The 14,884-nt window shown below is 37.0% G+C and carries 16 protein-coding genes and 1 pseudogene; 13 read left to right on the top strand and 4 right to left on the bottom strand.

Annotation, left to right across the window (positions count from 1 at the left end; translation table 11 throughout):
- The first annotated feature begins 34 nt into the window (after positions 1–34).
- Positions 35–745, top strand: coding sequence for an SIMPL domain-containing protein (locus tag CWC30_RS05050; RefSeq protein ID WP_069439459.1), 711 nt, complete (start codon positions 35–37; stop codon positions 743–745).
- A gap of 86 nt (positions 746–831) precedes the next feature.
- Here the strand turns inward: CWC30_RS05050 and CWC30_RS05045 are convergent, their stop codons facing one another.
- Positions 832–2,193 (bottom strand): DUF2254 domain-containing protein, encoded by a 1,362-nt coding sequence (locus CWC30_RS05045; RefSeq protein ID WP_138626593.1) that lies wholly within the window; start codon positions 2,191–2,193, stop codon positions 832–834.
- Between the two features lie 120 nt (positions 2,194–2,313).
- On the opposite strand from CWC30_RS05045, the gene CWC30_RS05040 reads away from it, so the two are divergent.
- The 12 genes and pseudogenes from CWC30_RS05040 (at position 2,314) to CWC30_RS04990 (ending at position 12,404) form a co-directional block, all read left to right on the top strand.
- Positions 2,314–2,682 carry an MAPEG family protein gene (locus CWC30_RS05040; RefSeq protein WP_138626592.1) on the top strand — a complete coding sequence of 123 codons (369 nt, stop codon included), beginning with the start codon at positions 2,314–2,316 and terminating at the stop codon, positions 2,680–2,682.
- Positions 2,683–2,688: 6 nt separating this feature from the next.
- Positions 2,689–3,588: a substrate-binding periplasmic protein gene (locus CWC30_RS05035; RefSeq protein WP_138626591.1), complete on the top strand. Its 900-nt coding sequence runs from the start codon at positions 2,689–2,691 to the stop codon at positions 3,586–3,588.
- 6 nt (positions 3,589–3,594) lie between these two features.
- Positions 3,595–4,227, top strand: coding sequence for a sulfotransferase (locus tag CWC30_RS05030; protein WP_138626590.1), 633 nt, complete (start codon positions 3,595–3,597; stop codon positions 4,225–4,227).
- 74 nt (positions 4,228–4,301) lie between these two features.
- On the top strand, positions 4,302–4,874 hold the full coding sequence (locus CWC30_RS05025) for a MiaE family protein (RefSeq protein WP_013464932.1): 573 nt from the start codon (positions 4,302–4,304) through the stop codon (positions 4,872–4,874).
- Between the two features lie 178 nt (positions 4,875–5,052).
- The gene (locus tag CWC30_RS05020) at positions 5,053–6,021 is read left to right on the top strand and encodes an ATP-dependent 6-phosphofructokinase (RefSeq protein WP_138626589.1); all 969 of its coding nucleotides are present in this window, start codon (positions 5,053–5,055) and stop codon (positions 6,019–6,021) included.
- A gap of 27 nt (positions 6,022–6,048) precedes the next feature.
- Complete coding sequence (locus CWC30_RS18660; RefSeq protein ID WP_249929830.1) at positions 6,049–6,201, top strand: hypothetical protein; 153 nt, start codon at positions 6,049–6,051, stop codon at positions 6,199–6,201.
- 15 nt (positions 6,202–6,216) lie between these two features.
- Positions 6,217–6,471 (top strand): annotated as a pseudogene (locus CWC30_RS18655) (DUF1090 domain-containing protein); the annotation flags it as partial.
- 356 nt (positions 6,472–6,827) lie between these two features.
- Positions 6,828–7,211 carry a response regulator gene (locus tag CWC30_RS05010; protein WP_013464929.1) on the top strand — a complete coding sequence of 128 codons (384 nt, stop codon included), beginning with the start codon at positions 6,828–6,830 and terminating at the stop codon, positions 7,209–7,211.
- 8 nt (positions 7,212–7,219) lie between these two features.
- Entirely contained in the window at positions 7,220–8,125 is a 906-nt protein-coding gene (locus CWC30_RS05005) for an AAA family ATPase (RefSeq protein WP_138626588.1), read from the top strand.
- Between the two features lie 4 nt (positions 8,126–8,129).
- Complete coding sequence (locus tag CWC30_RS05000) at positions 8,130–9,119, top strand: DUF58 domain-containing protein (protein ID WP_138626587.1); 990 nt, start codon at positions 8,130–8,132, stop codon at positions 9,117–9,119.
- On the top strand, positions 9,112–11,085 hold the full coding sequence (locus CWC30_RS04995) for a transglutaminase TgpA family protein (protein ID WP_138626586.1): 1,974 nt from the start codon (positions 9,112–9,114) through the stop codon (positions 11,083–11,085). The genes CWC30_RS05000 and CWC30_RS04995 overlap by 8 nt, the downstream gene beginning before the upstream one ends.
- Complete coding sequence (locus CWC30_RS04990; RefSeq protein ID WP_138626585.1) at positions 11,082–12,404, top strand: Na+/H+ antiporter family protein; 1,323 nt, start codon at positions 11,082–11,084, stop codon at positions 12,402–12,404. The genes CWC30_RS04995 and CWC30_RS04990 overlap by 4 nt, the downstream gene beginning before the upstream one ends.
- A gap of 184 nt (positions 12,405–12,588) precedes the next feature.
- On the opposite strand, the gene CWC30_RS04985 is transcribed toward CWC30_RS04990, so the two are convergent.
- Genes CWC30_RS04985 through CWC30_RS04975 form a run of 3 tightly spaced genes read right to left on the bottom strand, consistent with a single transcriptional unit; the run spans position 12,589 to position 14,697 of the window.
- Entirely contained in the window at positions 12,589–13,023 is a 435-nt protein-coding gene (locus tag CWC30_RS04985; RefSeq protein WP_008114650.1) for an acyl-CoA thioesterase, read from the bottom strand.
- A gap of 5 nt (positions 13,024–13,028) precedes the next feature.
- Complete coding sequence (locus CWC30_RS04980) at positions 13,029–13,847, bottom strand: M23 family metallopeptidase (protein ID WP_069439467.1); 819 nt, start codon at positions 13,845–13,847, stop codon at positions 13,029–13,031.
- Positions 13,840–14,697, bottom strand: a complete 858-nt coding sequence (locus CWC30_RS04975) for a 6-carboxytetrahydropterin synthase (RefSeq protein ID WP_138626584.1) — start codon at positions 14,695–14,697, stop codon at positions 13,840–13,842. Before CWC30_RS04975 ends, CWC30_RS04980 begins: the two co-directional genes overlap by 8 nt.
- Between the last annotated feature and the right edge of the window lie 187 nt (positions 14,698–14,884).

Genomic DNA, 14,884 nt, shown 5'->3' with positions numbered 1-14,884 from the left:
TAACTGAGGCAATCAAATTTAAAAGGATAGACTTATGAAAACGCTTTCGATTTTAATCGCCGCATTACTCAGTACATCAGCTTATGCGAGCAACGCCCCAGAAGAGCCGCATATTTATGTTAAAGGTGAAGCTTCACTAACGACGATGCCGGATCATGTTTTATTAACGGTGGGCATTACTGAAATAGATAAAGACTTAATTGCAGCAAAAAAACAAACCGATACCACTATGGCCAGTGCAATAAGTTTAGTAAAAAAACTAGGGGTAGATGATGCGGATATTAATGCCGGTCAAATTTCTATATACCGTGATAACCAATATAATCGTGAAACAGGTAAACAAGAGTTTACTGGCTTTAAAGTATCAAGAACGCTCACCATTAAACTCTCTGCAATTAATAAATACCCTGAATTACTTCAGAGCTTAGTTAATAATGGCATTAATGAAATTAGACAAACGCAATTTTTAGCTAGCAACTACGATGAGCTGCATAAAAAAGCACAAAAAATGGCAATTAAACAAGCCAAAGTCGCGGCAAAAGAGCTAAGTGACGACTTTGATGTAGAGTTAAAAGGCTTATATAGCGCGTCGTTAACCCCGCTTGATATGCCATCTACACCGTACATGCGAAGTGAAAAAGTAATGATGGCAGACAGTGCACCTGGTAATTATGTCCCAGATGCCTATCATGCGGGTGAAATTACTATTAGCGCGTCAAGCTATGCAATTTATTATATAGATTAGGGCTTGATGATCTTTCAATGCCAAATAGGCGCTGCCGAGGAGCGATAACTCTTTACCCCTCGGCAGAATAAATAGCTCTACAGAGCCTACTCGCTAATAGGTTGGTGCTGCTCAAAACGTGCCACCAACTGATTACCTTGTAACTCACTAATTCGCACTATTGCTTGTAGCATATTTCTAATTTCTCGCCGGTCATACTCATTACAAATGTGCTGATTAATATCATCAACAATGGCACCTAAATAATTAAACACACTGTTTCGAGCTTCAACATCCTCGTTGGCAATAAACAAAATATTTTTAAATGCTTCAATAACATTGGTCATTACATAGGCATCTGCTTTGGCATAATTACGCAAAGGAGTGAAGTTATCGTGCAGTAATTCATCAAAACTGGTTTCATGGAAATAGAGCAAAGGGGCTTCTTCTGATTGATAATACGCGTAGTTAATCGCATTAATCTTTAGGCGAGCAATCAATAAAATACTCAGCATATCAATAGCTTTAACCGCTGTCCCCGGATCGTTAATCCCAGGGCTCATTGCTTTTACCGCAATTTCAGAAATTTGGGTTAATCCATAACGGTAATGATCGCTAATGTATTCTTCTATATAAAAAATAAAGCAGTCTAAGATTTTCTCTATTAACTCTTCGTTTTCACAAATGTCTTTATTACACTTTAAGAAAGGGTAGCCTTTAACGGTAAAGTAACCTTGCTTAACAGTAATAAAAAGTTCTATTTTTTCTTCAGCCAAAATAGCACACAGCTTATTTGTGTGAACCCCTTTGTAGTAACCCTCAGTAGTACTTTTTATTGAATGCCAATTTGAAAATTCAGGAAAGTTATCAACGGGGTTATCGCCTTGTTTGTTGATGATGTCTTGGATCTCTTGTTTGGTTTGTCTAAATAAACCATTTAATACGTTATCAACCTGAATTGCTTTTGAAATAGAGTGAATAAAAAAAACGAACAAGCCCAAAGAAATCAAACCAAAAATTAACGCAAAGAGTACCCCTAATGAGGGTATTGCCGTATTTCCGTTATCTAACTTATTAATATTAATGAGCATTATAATAGAATAAATAATACTGCCTAAATAAAACCCTAATACCATTTGATGCGATTTACGAGTAATAAGCCCAGGAACGACTCTGGGTGACAAGCTAGCGCTGGCCGCATTTAAAACCACCATCACCATAGAAAAACTAAATACAGTTAACGAAATAATACTACCAGCTAAGGTGCTTAATATGGTTCGTGCGTTTTCTGCACTGTCTACTAATACAAATGAGATTAATGATTTAAATTGCTCTATAGGGGCTAAATACTCAACAGACATAGTGAGTACAGCAAAAATTAAAAACGCAACAGACAGGAGCGAGGGATAAAAGCCAATACTGTTTATTATTTCACGATAGTGATTGATGATTTTTGTTCTTAAATACATATTATCCTTACTTATTACTATTCCAATGTATAAATTACTCTAGCATAGTTCATGATAAAACTACTGATTTACCGCTTAACTTATGTGTTATTATTGTTGAAAAATTAAATGGACTATACTGTGATCATATCTAGCTATGCGGCCTTATTGGCCCTTTATTATATTTATTTGAGTGTTAATGTTATAAAAATACGTAAAGCCGAAGGGATTTCGTTAGGTAATGGCAGTAATACCGCGCTTGAACGTGCAACCCGAGCGCATGGTAATTTTATTGAGTACGTGCCCATTAGCTTAATTTTAGTTTTTTTATTGGAGTATCAAGGGTTAGCTAGTCATTATGTACATGCACTAGGCGGTTTATTATTTATCAGCCGTGTTGTTCATGGGTCTGCCATTATTAACAATAATTTAAAGGCACGTGGATTGAGCATGATGTTCACCTTTGCTATTGTGATAGTAAGCGCGGTGTTATTACTTTTAAGTAGATAAACGATTATGCGGTTAGCTATTTTTTTTACATGTTTATATTTTTTCAGTTCACTGACATCATTTGCATGGGCAATAGAAAATAATAGCAAAAACACCGTTTCTAGTTTGCATGTTGTATACCCCAAAACAATGCGCAGTGGTGAAGATGAAATATTATACCCGTTAGTACTATTAAGAACAGCCATGCAATTCAGCGGAGAAAATTTTACATTACAACCCTCAAGTATTTCGATGCCACAGAGCCGCGCGTTAAAGCAAATTCTTCATAATGATGAAATAAACGTAGCTTGGACCATGACCTCTAAACAGCGTGAGCAACAATTACTACCCGTTAGAGTGCCTATATTTAAGGGGTTATATGGGTGGCGTGTTTTGGTAACTACACAGGATAAAGTGAATACCTTATTAAACATCAATACCCTGAGCGACTTTAAAAGCATACACTTTATTCAAGGGCATGATTGGCCTGACACACAAATACTGCAGGATAACGGCTTAACTGTATCGACATCAATCGAATATAGTTCGTTATTTAATATGTTGATAAAAGGCCGAGGTGATGTATTTCCTCGTTCTGTGTTAGAGGTTGAAACTGAGCTCAATACCTTTAAAGATGAAGCCGGTGCTAACCTCACGATAGTGCCACACTTCTTGTTGCAATACCCAAGTGCAATCTACTTCTTTTTTAGTAAAGAAAAGCCCGAAATAGCGCAAGCGGTTGAGAAAGGCTTAGCTATTATGCGTAAAAACGGTGAGTTTGATCGTTTGTTTAAGGCTTATCATCGCAGTGCGATTGAGCATGCAGATATAAAAAATAAAATTATCATTAAATTAAAAAACAATCAGTTACCCGCATTAACACCCCTTAATGATGCATCACTTTGGTTTTCAGGAAAAGACATTTAAAACGCCATGACACAAAAAATATTTATTATTGGTTTACCACGCACTGGGACGACTAGCGTATGTAATGCATTTTTAGATTTTGGTATACCTACTGCCCATACTGCTTACACTAACGCTTGTTTTGAAAATGCGGTGGCTATCGCTGACACACCTGTATTTAACGATTATCAAACATTAGATAAATATTACCCAGGTTCTAAATTTGTATATTTAAAGCGAGAACTTAGCGCGTGGTTGCCATCAATCAAACAGCTTTTACTGCGTATGCATACTAATTTAACGCGTGCTGATGGGGGCTTTAATATTCATTTAAAGCGCTGTTATTTAAATACGTTTAGTGATTTTTCACTCGAAAATATTAACCAGGATGAATATTTAACTAATTGTTATAACACTCATATTAATAGTGCTAATACTTATTTTGCTGACCGGCCTAATGATTTTTTAGCCATTGATATAGCAAATCCCGAGAGTTTTAATAAGCTATGTGAGTTTTTAAATATTACCAGCAGCTTAGCTGGCTTTGAAAAAATGAACATGGGCGGTAAAGTCACTGCATGGAATGATATAAAGCACCCATTAAAAATTGAGTCGACGGCAAAAGGGCGGATTGATAAGTTTTTGCCTTATGAAAGTTAAATTTAAATCGCAACCAAAGATTTTTATTTTTAAATACGCTAAAATCCACGCATTATTTTATAAGTTGTATCACTATGTTTGAATTAAAATACCACACGCCATTTGAATGGACCGAAGTTGTTTTAGCCGACTTCGAAACCTTTTTACAAGACCACGCTGCTGCTGAGAAAAAAGCATCTGGCATGGCTATGTCAATGCTTTCACATTATCCGGATAAGCGTAAATTAGTTAAAGCCATGACTGACTTAGCTCTTGAAGAGTTAATTCATTTTAAACAAGTACTTAAACTATTAATTGAACGCGATACTAATTTAGGTGATGATAAAAAAGATCCATACATTAAACAAATTCGTGCACACTTTAGGCATGGTCGTGACGGTTTTTTAATGGACAGATTATTAGTAGGTGGGGTAATTGAGGCGAGGGGACATGAACGTTTTTCTTTAGTTGCCGAGGCACTACCTGAAGGAAAAGAAAAAGATTTTTATGTCGCAATTGCTAAATCAGAAGAAAAACATAAAAATTTATTTGTGGAACTCGCCTACGAATACTTTGATAAGCAAGAAGTTGACGAACGCTTAGACGAGTTACTAACAATAGAAGCCGAAATTTGTAAAAATATTCCTTTTACAGCGGCTCTCCATTAAAAATTACGGTATGTTGTTTTAAAAGCAAAGTTTTCAATTTAAAACTGCTCCCTTCATACTGATTAAACAATCAAATAAACCCTAAGTAGATCAACTTTACTGCGCTTACTTTACACAGCCTACTCATAAACAGCTATTATGAATTATTGAAGTTTAGCTTATCGAAGGATGTGAACCGATGCAGCCAATTAAACACATTGCCGTATTAACCTCAGGAGGCGATGCGCCTGGGATGAACACCGCATTATTTGCCATAGTAAAAGCCGCTCAACAACACGGAATAAAAGTGTCGGGCGTTCGAAAAGGGTTTGAGGGTTTAATTGATAATGATTTAGTGACACTTGATTGCAAAAACCTACAACAAACCATGCACTTAGGTGGTACTGTGTTAAAAACAGCGCGTAGTGAAAGATTTAGAGGTGATGCCGGTAGAAATCAAGCACTAGCCACAATTGAACATAATAATATTGACGCTTTAATTGTGATAGGTGGAGATGGTTCATTTAGAGGGTGTTTATGGTTATCACAAATTACTGACATACCGTATATAGGCATTCCAGGCACTATTGATAATGATATTGCGGGTACAGATTACACCTTAGGGTTTGATACCGCAGTAAACACATCAATGCAATGTATTGATAATATTAGAGATACTGCAGAATCACATAATAGGGTGTTTGTTATTGAAGTAATGGGACGTGATTCTGGTTATATTGGCACTTATGCCGGTTTAACCTCTGGCGCCGATTCGATATTAATACCTGAAAATGATGAAGACATAACTTATTTAGTGAATAAAATTAGCGATTATCACAGTGAGCATGCTTTTATTGTGGTGGTATCTGAAGGTGATGAAATTGGCGTTGAGCATATATGTGAGAAAATAAGTACCGTTAATCCCAGTATAGATTTGCGCGTAACTAAGCTAGGGCACTTACAACGCGGCGGTAATCCATCTGCAGCGGATCGTATGTTAGCAATAAGATTAGGCGTACACAGTGTTAAGGCTTTATGTGCTGGAGAAAGCGCTAAAATGGTGGGTATTTTAAATAACAAAGTATCAAATACTCCTATGCAAGATGTTGTAAAACAACATGTTATAAATGAAGAGCTGCAAGGGCTGTTATCTATATTTTGCCGCTAGCGATGAATTAAATAGGAATAATTAATAATGCGAGATAATAAAAACTATAAAATGACAATTATTAAAGGTATTACAATAAGTTTTTTATTTGCCGGTTCAACAGTCGTATTGGCCAAAGATGATTGTGCAGATTTAACGGGATGTGCGAAAAAAGCCTGTGAAGTTAACCACCAGTTATAAACTGCAAAACGCCAAGGTAATTCACATCAAGCTGCAGGTCTTAATAAATCACTCAATAACATAAACGCATATTGTACCCATGATGGATTAAAAGCAGAGTTGCAAGAAATAGATGATACAAATTCAGAAATTGAAGAATATAAAACCGATATTAAAAAAGCTAAGCGCCAAGGTAAGCATGACAAAGTTGAAAAGTATCAGCAAAAGCTAAACGACGAAACTAAACAGCTTAAGCAATTAATTAATGAGCTAAATAGTTTGATTAATTAAAATGTCATTACAGCGTTTTTATATTTAATAAAGTAGAGCATATTACTATAAATAAATAATGTGCGAATAAAAGGGCTAAAATACCATGTTTATAAGTGACGTAATTACCGATAGTTAGTTTGATTAAGTACATTTTAATCTTATTTAACATAATATAAATTATAGGTAGTAATGTACCTATATATAACCAGCGCTGTATTTTAAAAGCTTTAGCTCACTATGTCCAATACTAGACGGTATCGGACATTTTATGACTTTAAACGACTATTATGGTTATTCATAGTTATCACCTTGAGGTTCCTTAATGCTTAGCTTAATATTAAAGCACAAGCCGTAAAAAACGTTGAAGTATTCATATGGAATTTGTACGCCCACTCGAACCAATTTTAATTATTGATGATGTTAAACAGATCCGCGCTGATTTAAGCCAAGTATTAGCCGGTTTAGGTTTTGATGACATTATTGAGTGCGATAATTTTAATTGTGCTAAACCTCTGCTTATTGAAAAATCACCCAACGTTATATTCTTAGATGTTGATTTACCTGATTCTGAAAGCATTGAAATTTTAGAGTCAATTAACAACGAACACCCTCATGCACATGTTGTTATGTGTTCAGGCCACAATAGCTTTGAAACAGTGCAAAATACCTGGGAGCTAGGCGCAAAAGAATTTATAGCTAAGCCCTTTAATGCGCAAAAAGTTGATGCGGTAATGAAACGTTTAGAACTCATAGATTAAAGGAAATTATGCAGCACATTGTTACGACAATAATTGATGACCTATCTACCGTTATATTTGGTAAACAACAACAAATAAAATTAGCGTTAGCCTGTTTATTTAGTGAAGGCCATTTACTAATTGAAGACTTACCTGGCATGGGAAAAACCACTTTGTCGCATGCATTAGCTGCAGTACTGGGGTTATCTTATCAGCGTATACAATTTACCAGCGATTTATTGCCCGCTGATATTATTGGCACCAATATATTTAATAATAATGAACATAGTTTTTCATTTCATAAAGGCCCGATTTTCAGCCAAGTGGTGCTCGCTGATGAAATAAATCGCGCGGGTCCTAAAACACAAAGTGCTTTATTGGAGGCGATGGAAGAACATCAAGTAACAGTAGATGGAGACAAGTACCCGCTCCCTACTCCATTTTTTGTAATTGCGACTCAAAATCCATTATATCAGGCAGGTACCTACCCGTTACCAGAATCACAACTAGATCGTTTTTTAATGCGAATTAGTTTAGGGTTTCCACCTAAAGATGCAGAAAAACGGTTACTGTTAAATAATCAAAAACGTGACTATTCGCAGTTACCGCAGCGAATTGAACAACATCAACTTAAGCAAATTCAAGATGCTATATCAAATATCACGCTAAGTTCGCCGGTGGTTGATTATATAATTGAGTTAGTGACTTATACTCGTGAGTCTCAAACATTAACGACTTCGCTTTCCCCAAGAGCCAGTATGGCACTGGCTAAATCGGCCAAAGCGTGGGCCTATATTGAAGGCCGTGATTATGTATTACCCGAAGATGTACAAGCTGTTTTTTCAAGTGTGTGTCAGCATCGATTAGGTTTACATAGTGATGCGGGCGATACACAAATAGCGGCCATTTTACAACATGTATTAGTGCCCGTTTAGGTAAATGCGTATTTATAAATTTAAGCGCCCTACTTTTATTCACGATATAAAAAGCGCGATTTTAACGGTCTTATTAAAAAATAAGCACAAAAAAAATAGCATCACCTTAAAACATAATACTATTTATGTTTTACCATCCACGCTTGGCGTTTACTTTAGCGTTGTTGCATCATTAAATTTTGTAATGGGGATTAATTATCAAAATAATTTAATTCTGTTTATGGCTTATTTAATGTTTGTGATTATAATTTTTGCATTGTTATTGGGCTACAGTAATGCCAGAGGTTTAACTGTCAGCTTTAAATACGCCATTGACAGTTTTGCGCCTCAGACACCACAGCTAGTTTGGCAAATAGAAGCCGATGATCCTTGCCAATCAATTACATTGAGTTACTCCAATGATTTAAAAAATGCGTGTTACATTACGCGCGTTAAAAATGAAGCAATAAAATGTCAATTATCATTACCTTATACCAAGCGAGGCTGTTATCAGTTAAAGCCAATAAAAATTGCCAGTAATTACCCCTTTGGTTTAGTCAGTGTGTGGAGTTATATACAACCTAATAAAGTGGTGTATGTTTATCCGTCAATAATTAAAACAACAAATCAAAAACACCCAAACTTAGTTGCAAATAATACCGATGAAGGCACTGAAAAACATAAAGGTGATGACGAATTTGAAAGTTTAATTACTCATTTGCCAGAAATGGGGTTACAGCGAATATCATGGAAGCACTATGCAAAAACACAGCAATTACTTGTAAAACAATTTAGTGATTTTAAATCAGCCGATGCACAATTCGATTTTAACTTAGTCACGGGCGATACCGAACAGCGTTTAGGGCAACTCTGTTTTTTAGTTTGCCAAGCATTTGAAAGTGACATTAATTATTCTTTAAAACTTCCTAATAAATTAATCGCCAGCAATTCAGGCAAGCTGCATCATCAGCACTGTTTACAAGCGTTAAGCCAAGTCGGTAATGATAATGAGTGAGATTAAAAACCATCGCGTTATTAACTTTGCTCTATCGTTTATTTATTTAGGGCTAGTCAGTTTTTTTACAGAGCACTTACCCCTGCCCTTTATTGCAATGCTTAGCGTGTTATGTGGCTGGAATGTTTATTTAACAGTTAAACAAAAGCAGAAACCCAACGCGTGGTTTGCTAATGGATTGGCCGCCATTGCTTTAATTATTATGCTAAGCAGCATAGGCTTTAAAGATACCGTTGTATTGTTTGTAGCCATGCTGTTATTGTCGTGTGTTTTTAAATTATTGCAGGCAAAATCAAAACAGCATTACCAATTGATCATTACCCTTACGTTCTTTTCACTCTCAGCGGTATATTTGTTTAGCCAAACCATTGTTACTACCTTAGTTATAAGCACTTTATATATTTTAAACTTTGCGGTGCTAGGGTTATTAGAGTCTAGTCATAGTTTAAAACTCTCTTCAAAACAAAGTGCTAAAATTATGCTACTGGCTTTTCCTTTAGCCGTAATACTTTTATTATTTTTACCTAAACTTCCAGCATTTTGGCAACTACCTGGGCCCAAAATGGCACAAACAGGATTATCTGAACAAGTCGATCCGTTTGATATAGCAAAGTTATCAAATTCAGATGAACTAGTATTTAGAGCCAAATTTAATAGTACACCACCCCCTAAGCCCTATTATTGGCGCGCTATTGTACATGATGAATTTGATGGTGCAGCGTGGAAAACATCCTCCTTTTTAAAGCAAGCGTTGATATTACCCGCTAAAAAAAGTACGAGTGAAACTGTTGCTCAGTATACGGTTATAGCTGAGCCTGCTATTTCAGATTGGCTATATGGGCTTGGTTTTTCAACTAGTGAAACCCCCAATGTTATTGCCAATACTTTAGGTTTATTACGTAAACAGCAATATAAATCCAAAGTTTTACAATATGCAGTTAATAGTGAACCGTTATCTAGTACATCGCTTAATAAGTCCCAACAGCGGTTTTATAGCCAATTAACTGTTAGTAATAATCAAAAATCTCAGCAGTTAGCGCAACAATTAAAAAATAATAGCGCGAATGCTGATGAATTTTTTAATCAACTTTTAAGCTATTTTTCAAAAAATGAATTTAGCTATACACTTACACCCACCCCCATGCGCGGCGAAAATACGCTCGATCAGTTTATGTTTGATAATAAGCGCGGTTTTTGCGGGCATTATGCCAGCGCCGCCGCCTTTATTTTTAGAAGCGCAGGTATTCCTGCGCGTGTTGTCAGTGGCTATTTAGGAGGCGAGCTAAATAAAAACAGTGATTATATGACTATTCGTCAATACGATGCGCATGCCTGGGTTGAAGTATATACCGGTGCCGGTTGGAGAGTATTTGATGCCACAGCGGTTGTCGCACCCGAACGGTTAAACGGCTCCTTGTCACAAAGTACCACCCTTAATGACGAATTTAAAAATAATATTAACTTTGGACTCGTTAGTTTAAGTAACTATGCCGCAATTAATTGGCTTAGACTTGAATTAGAAAACTTAGATTATCAATGGTCTAGTTGGGTACTTGGGTTTGATAAAGACAAACAACAAGATTTATTTGCTACCTTATTTGGTAATAAGTTTATTTGGCTGGTGCCGCTTGGGGTTATTATTATTTTAATTTTGAGTTTTACGGCTTACTTTATTTATTTAAACAGACCTAAAGCCTCAATAAAACAACCGCCACTGGTCAATGAGTATTATGAAATTATTCGTTGGGCTAATAAACACGCGATTAGCTATCCTGAAAATGCCACGCCAACCCAAACTTTAGAATACATTAGCAACCAAGCGCCCCATACTGAGCAACAAATAACCGCTTTTTGTGAGTTATTTAAGCAAGTGCGCTATGCAAGGCATCCATTTACTAAAGAACGTAAAAATCAGGCTAAATATCTGATAAAATTAATTAAATCTACAAAACAGAGAAATCTATGAACGCAGTAATTATCGGCGTTATTTTAATGCTGGGACTCACTTTAGTCCGTGTAAATGTGATTGTTGCAATGACAATAAGTGCGCTTGTTGCCGGATTAACCGCAGGCATGGGCTTAAAAGAAAGTATTGATGCATTTAATTCAGGATTATCGTCAGGTGCCGAGATTGCTTTAAGTTATGCTATGTTGGGCGCATTTGCCGTCGCAATTTCTAAGTCAGGCCTAACACGTATTTTAGCTGCGAAGTTACTGGCAAAAGTTAACGCACAAACTGGCTCAAGCGAAACCCTGCTAAGCTATTTTATTCTGTTTATTATTTTGATTTGTGCTATTTCTTCACAAAATTTAGTCCCTGTTCATATTGCGTTTATTCCTATTCTAATTCCCCCGTTATTGGTGGTGTTTAACAAATTGCGATTAGACAGACGCGCTATTGCTTGTATTTTAACCTTTGGTTTAGCCACCTCGTATATGGTACTCCCTTATGGGTTTGGTGGAATTTATTTATACTCTATATTACATAAAAACCTAGTGGATAATGGCCTTGAAATAGTCAATACCAGCGTACCTATGGCGATGATTATTCCTGCTATTGGCATGTTCGTGGGGTTGTTAATTGCGCTGTTTATGACTTATAGAAAACGCCGAGAATATACAAATACCGCCCTTACCTTTGAAAGTAAACAAACAGAAATTGATAACCCCAAAAAAGTATTGATGGTTGGTTTATTTGCTGTAGTTGCGTCCTTAATTGCTCAAAATGCCAGTGGCTCTATGATATTAGGCGGCCTAGTTGGCGTGGTTATATTTAGTGTATTTGGTGTGGTTAAGTGGGAAGAAAACGGCGACGTATTTAGTAAAGGCGTGGCAATGATGGCCATGATTGGCTTTATTATGATCTCAGCACAAGGCTTTGCCGCAGTCATGAAAGAAACTGGGCACGTAGCCAGCTTAGTTCACAGTAGCGCCGCTATTTTTGATGGTAATAAGCCGATGGCTGCGGCTGTAATTTTATTAGTCGGCTTATTTATAACGATGGGAATTGGCAGCTCGTTTTCAACGGTACCTATTATTGCCACCTTATTTGTTCCTTTATGTTTAGAGCTAAACTTTTCCGTAATGGCAACCGCTGCACTTGTTGGTACTGCTGGCGCATTAGGTGATGCCGGCTCCCCTGCATCTGATTCCACGTTAGGGCCAACTTCCGGACTCAATGCTGATGGTCAGCACGACCATATTTGGGATTCGGTTGTTCCAACTTTTATTCACTTTAATTTACCGCTATTGGTATTCGGCTGGATAGCCGCCATGGTACTTTAATTTTTAAAAGGTGTGCTTTGTGCACGCCTTTTTATTTTGAAATTTACCCCCTCCTTTTTACTCATTATTTCAGACAAACATTAATGCTAAGTTTGCAGCACTAACAGATAATGTATGATGTGTTCTTGGTGGGTTTTAATATAAGCACCAAAACTAGGTGCTTATATTAATTTACTATTTAGCGTTATAACTCAAAGCCATGTAGCATTTTATCGCATACTACCGGTGTTGGTCTGTGGTTATCATCCACGGCAACAAAGGTAAAACTACCCGTAATAGCAGAATGCTTATTATCTTTGTGCATGGTTTCTAGGAATATTTCTACATCTACCTTTAGGCTGGTATTCCCTACATGCGACACTTTTGAGATTAATTCGGCAAATGAACCTGCCGGAATAGCCTCTTTAAAATCTACCCTATCAGATGAAATAGTCACTAATGGCTTACGGCAAAAACGGGTAGCTGCAATAAAAGCAACCTCATCCATCCACGCTAATGCATCACCACCAAATAGCGTATTGTGGTGATTAGTACGCCCAGGAAATACCGCTTTTGTAACCGATGTGGTCGAATCTTTTATACGCTGCGCAATAATTGCTTCGCGCTCTACTTGAGTCATAATCTCTACTTTTTGTTTGCTAATGTGTCTTGCATCAATAATGCAGGGTCAAGGCGTTCACCTTGCCAATTAAATCGCCAATCTAAATGTGGGCCAGTTACACGGCCCGTAGCACCTATTTCAGCCACTTTCATACCTTGTGTAATTTTATCCCCCACTTTTACATCTAGCTTGCTTAGATGAATGTAAGTCGAGGTAACCCCATGGCCATGATCTAAAATTAATGTGCCACCTGAGTAATATAAATCTGGTTCAGCAAATACCACGGTACCGCTGATCGGCGCATACACAGGAGAGCCTGTTTTATTTGCTATGTCTAAACCAAAGTGTGGTCTGCGTGGTTCACCATTAAAGTAACGCTGGCTTCCATAAACACCTGAAATACGGCCCTCGGCAGGCCTAAGCACAGGCTGTAAAAAGTACTCTAGGTCAGAGTTAACAGCGCGCGCTTTTCTTACCGCGGCCGCTTCACGGCTAATACGTTCACTGACCGCTTTTGGTGGCGATACATATTTTTTTGCAACACCGGTTATTTTATCGATGTTGTAGTCACGAAGGGTTATAACTAAATCTTGGCTGTGGCTTTTTCCACTTTTATCAACCCATGATAAAGTGTGGTTTGGTTTTGCATCACGACCAAAACCAAATACAAATAAGCCAGTATCAGATAGCTTTAATGGCTTATCATTTAAGCTAACCGATTTTGCGTTATTTAATTGCCCTGTAACCAAGCCGCCTTGAGTTAAATGCCCTTTTAGTTCAACTGCCAAAGCACTAAAACTAAATGATGCAATTAACGCTGACACTAATAAGGATTTAAGCATAACTAATAGACCCTTTGCCAACGCCTTCATAAGCGGTAATTTTTACGTCTTTTTCTGGATGCTGCAGTTTTACTTGGCCGGCAATATACTCAGCAATACATTCTACTGTGGTATCCATTGGTAAAATGTCGCAACGCGATTCGCTAATAGCCATTTCAAAATAACCTTGCGCGGCTGTATATGCAAAACACACGTCATCCTCTTTGGCGATAATATGTTTTAATTCAGAGGCGCTGATTTTATCTTCGCTGGTAGCTAAGTATATATCTTGCCATTTATCAGCCCACTGTTTTTGTAAACGAGGCATAGAAATACCGCCAAGGCTTATACCAATTTGTGAGCGATGGCCATGAATAATACGTTGGCAGTTACCATCATGCTTTTTAAGGCCATGGCTGTAGTGGTAGTAAAAACTTTGATTGTGCTCAGGCTTTAATACAAGTTCAATTTTTTCAATATTATCAGGAAGCTGTGGCAGTATTGTGGCAACTAAATACTCTGTAACCGACTCAATGGTTATCTTATCGGTATCAATCAGGCAAAAAGCTTGATGAGGCGCACTCATTGCTAGGTGCTTATTATCGGCAAACGTGCAATCTAATGTTTTGTGATCAGCAAACTCATGAATGCTGCCGTTTATATTGTTAGGTACGGCTAAACGGTGATCAATGCATTCATCAATGATGCCTTTTATTTGCTTTTTAACTAAGCCAAAGTCTAAAACCATAGACTCTTCATTTAGTTTGCCATGTAAAGTCAAATCAACAATCCAACTTTCGCCAACTGCACCGCGTTTATTGCATAAGTAAGAAAAATCAATCACAGTGAGTGAGTTAACAAAAAGGGTCATAAATTTCCTTTAAACTGATTAAAAGTCAGCCCTAATTATAATGATTTCTGTTAGTAATTGCGCGGTTTAATCATACTAAAATCAGTTCCATTGTCTGATTGGCTATATTTAAACCATTTTTTAACTGCTCCGAGTTGTTTAGCGTACAAGTGTACGCTAAAGTACGGGGCAATTTCTAAGCAAAGAT

This window comes from Pseudoalteromonas sp. S4741 (genome assembly GCF_005886135.1).
Classification (GTDB): Bacteria; Pseudomonadota; Gammaproteobacteria; order Enterobacterales; family Alteromonadaceae; genus Pseudoalteromonas; species Pseudoalteromonas tetraodonis.
The sequence above is the reverse complement of the archived record's forward strand: the minus strand, read 5'-3'. Positions and strand labels throughout refer to the sequence as shown.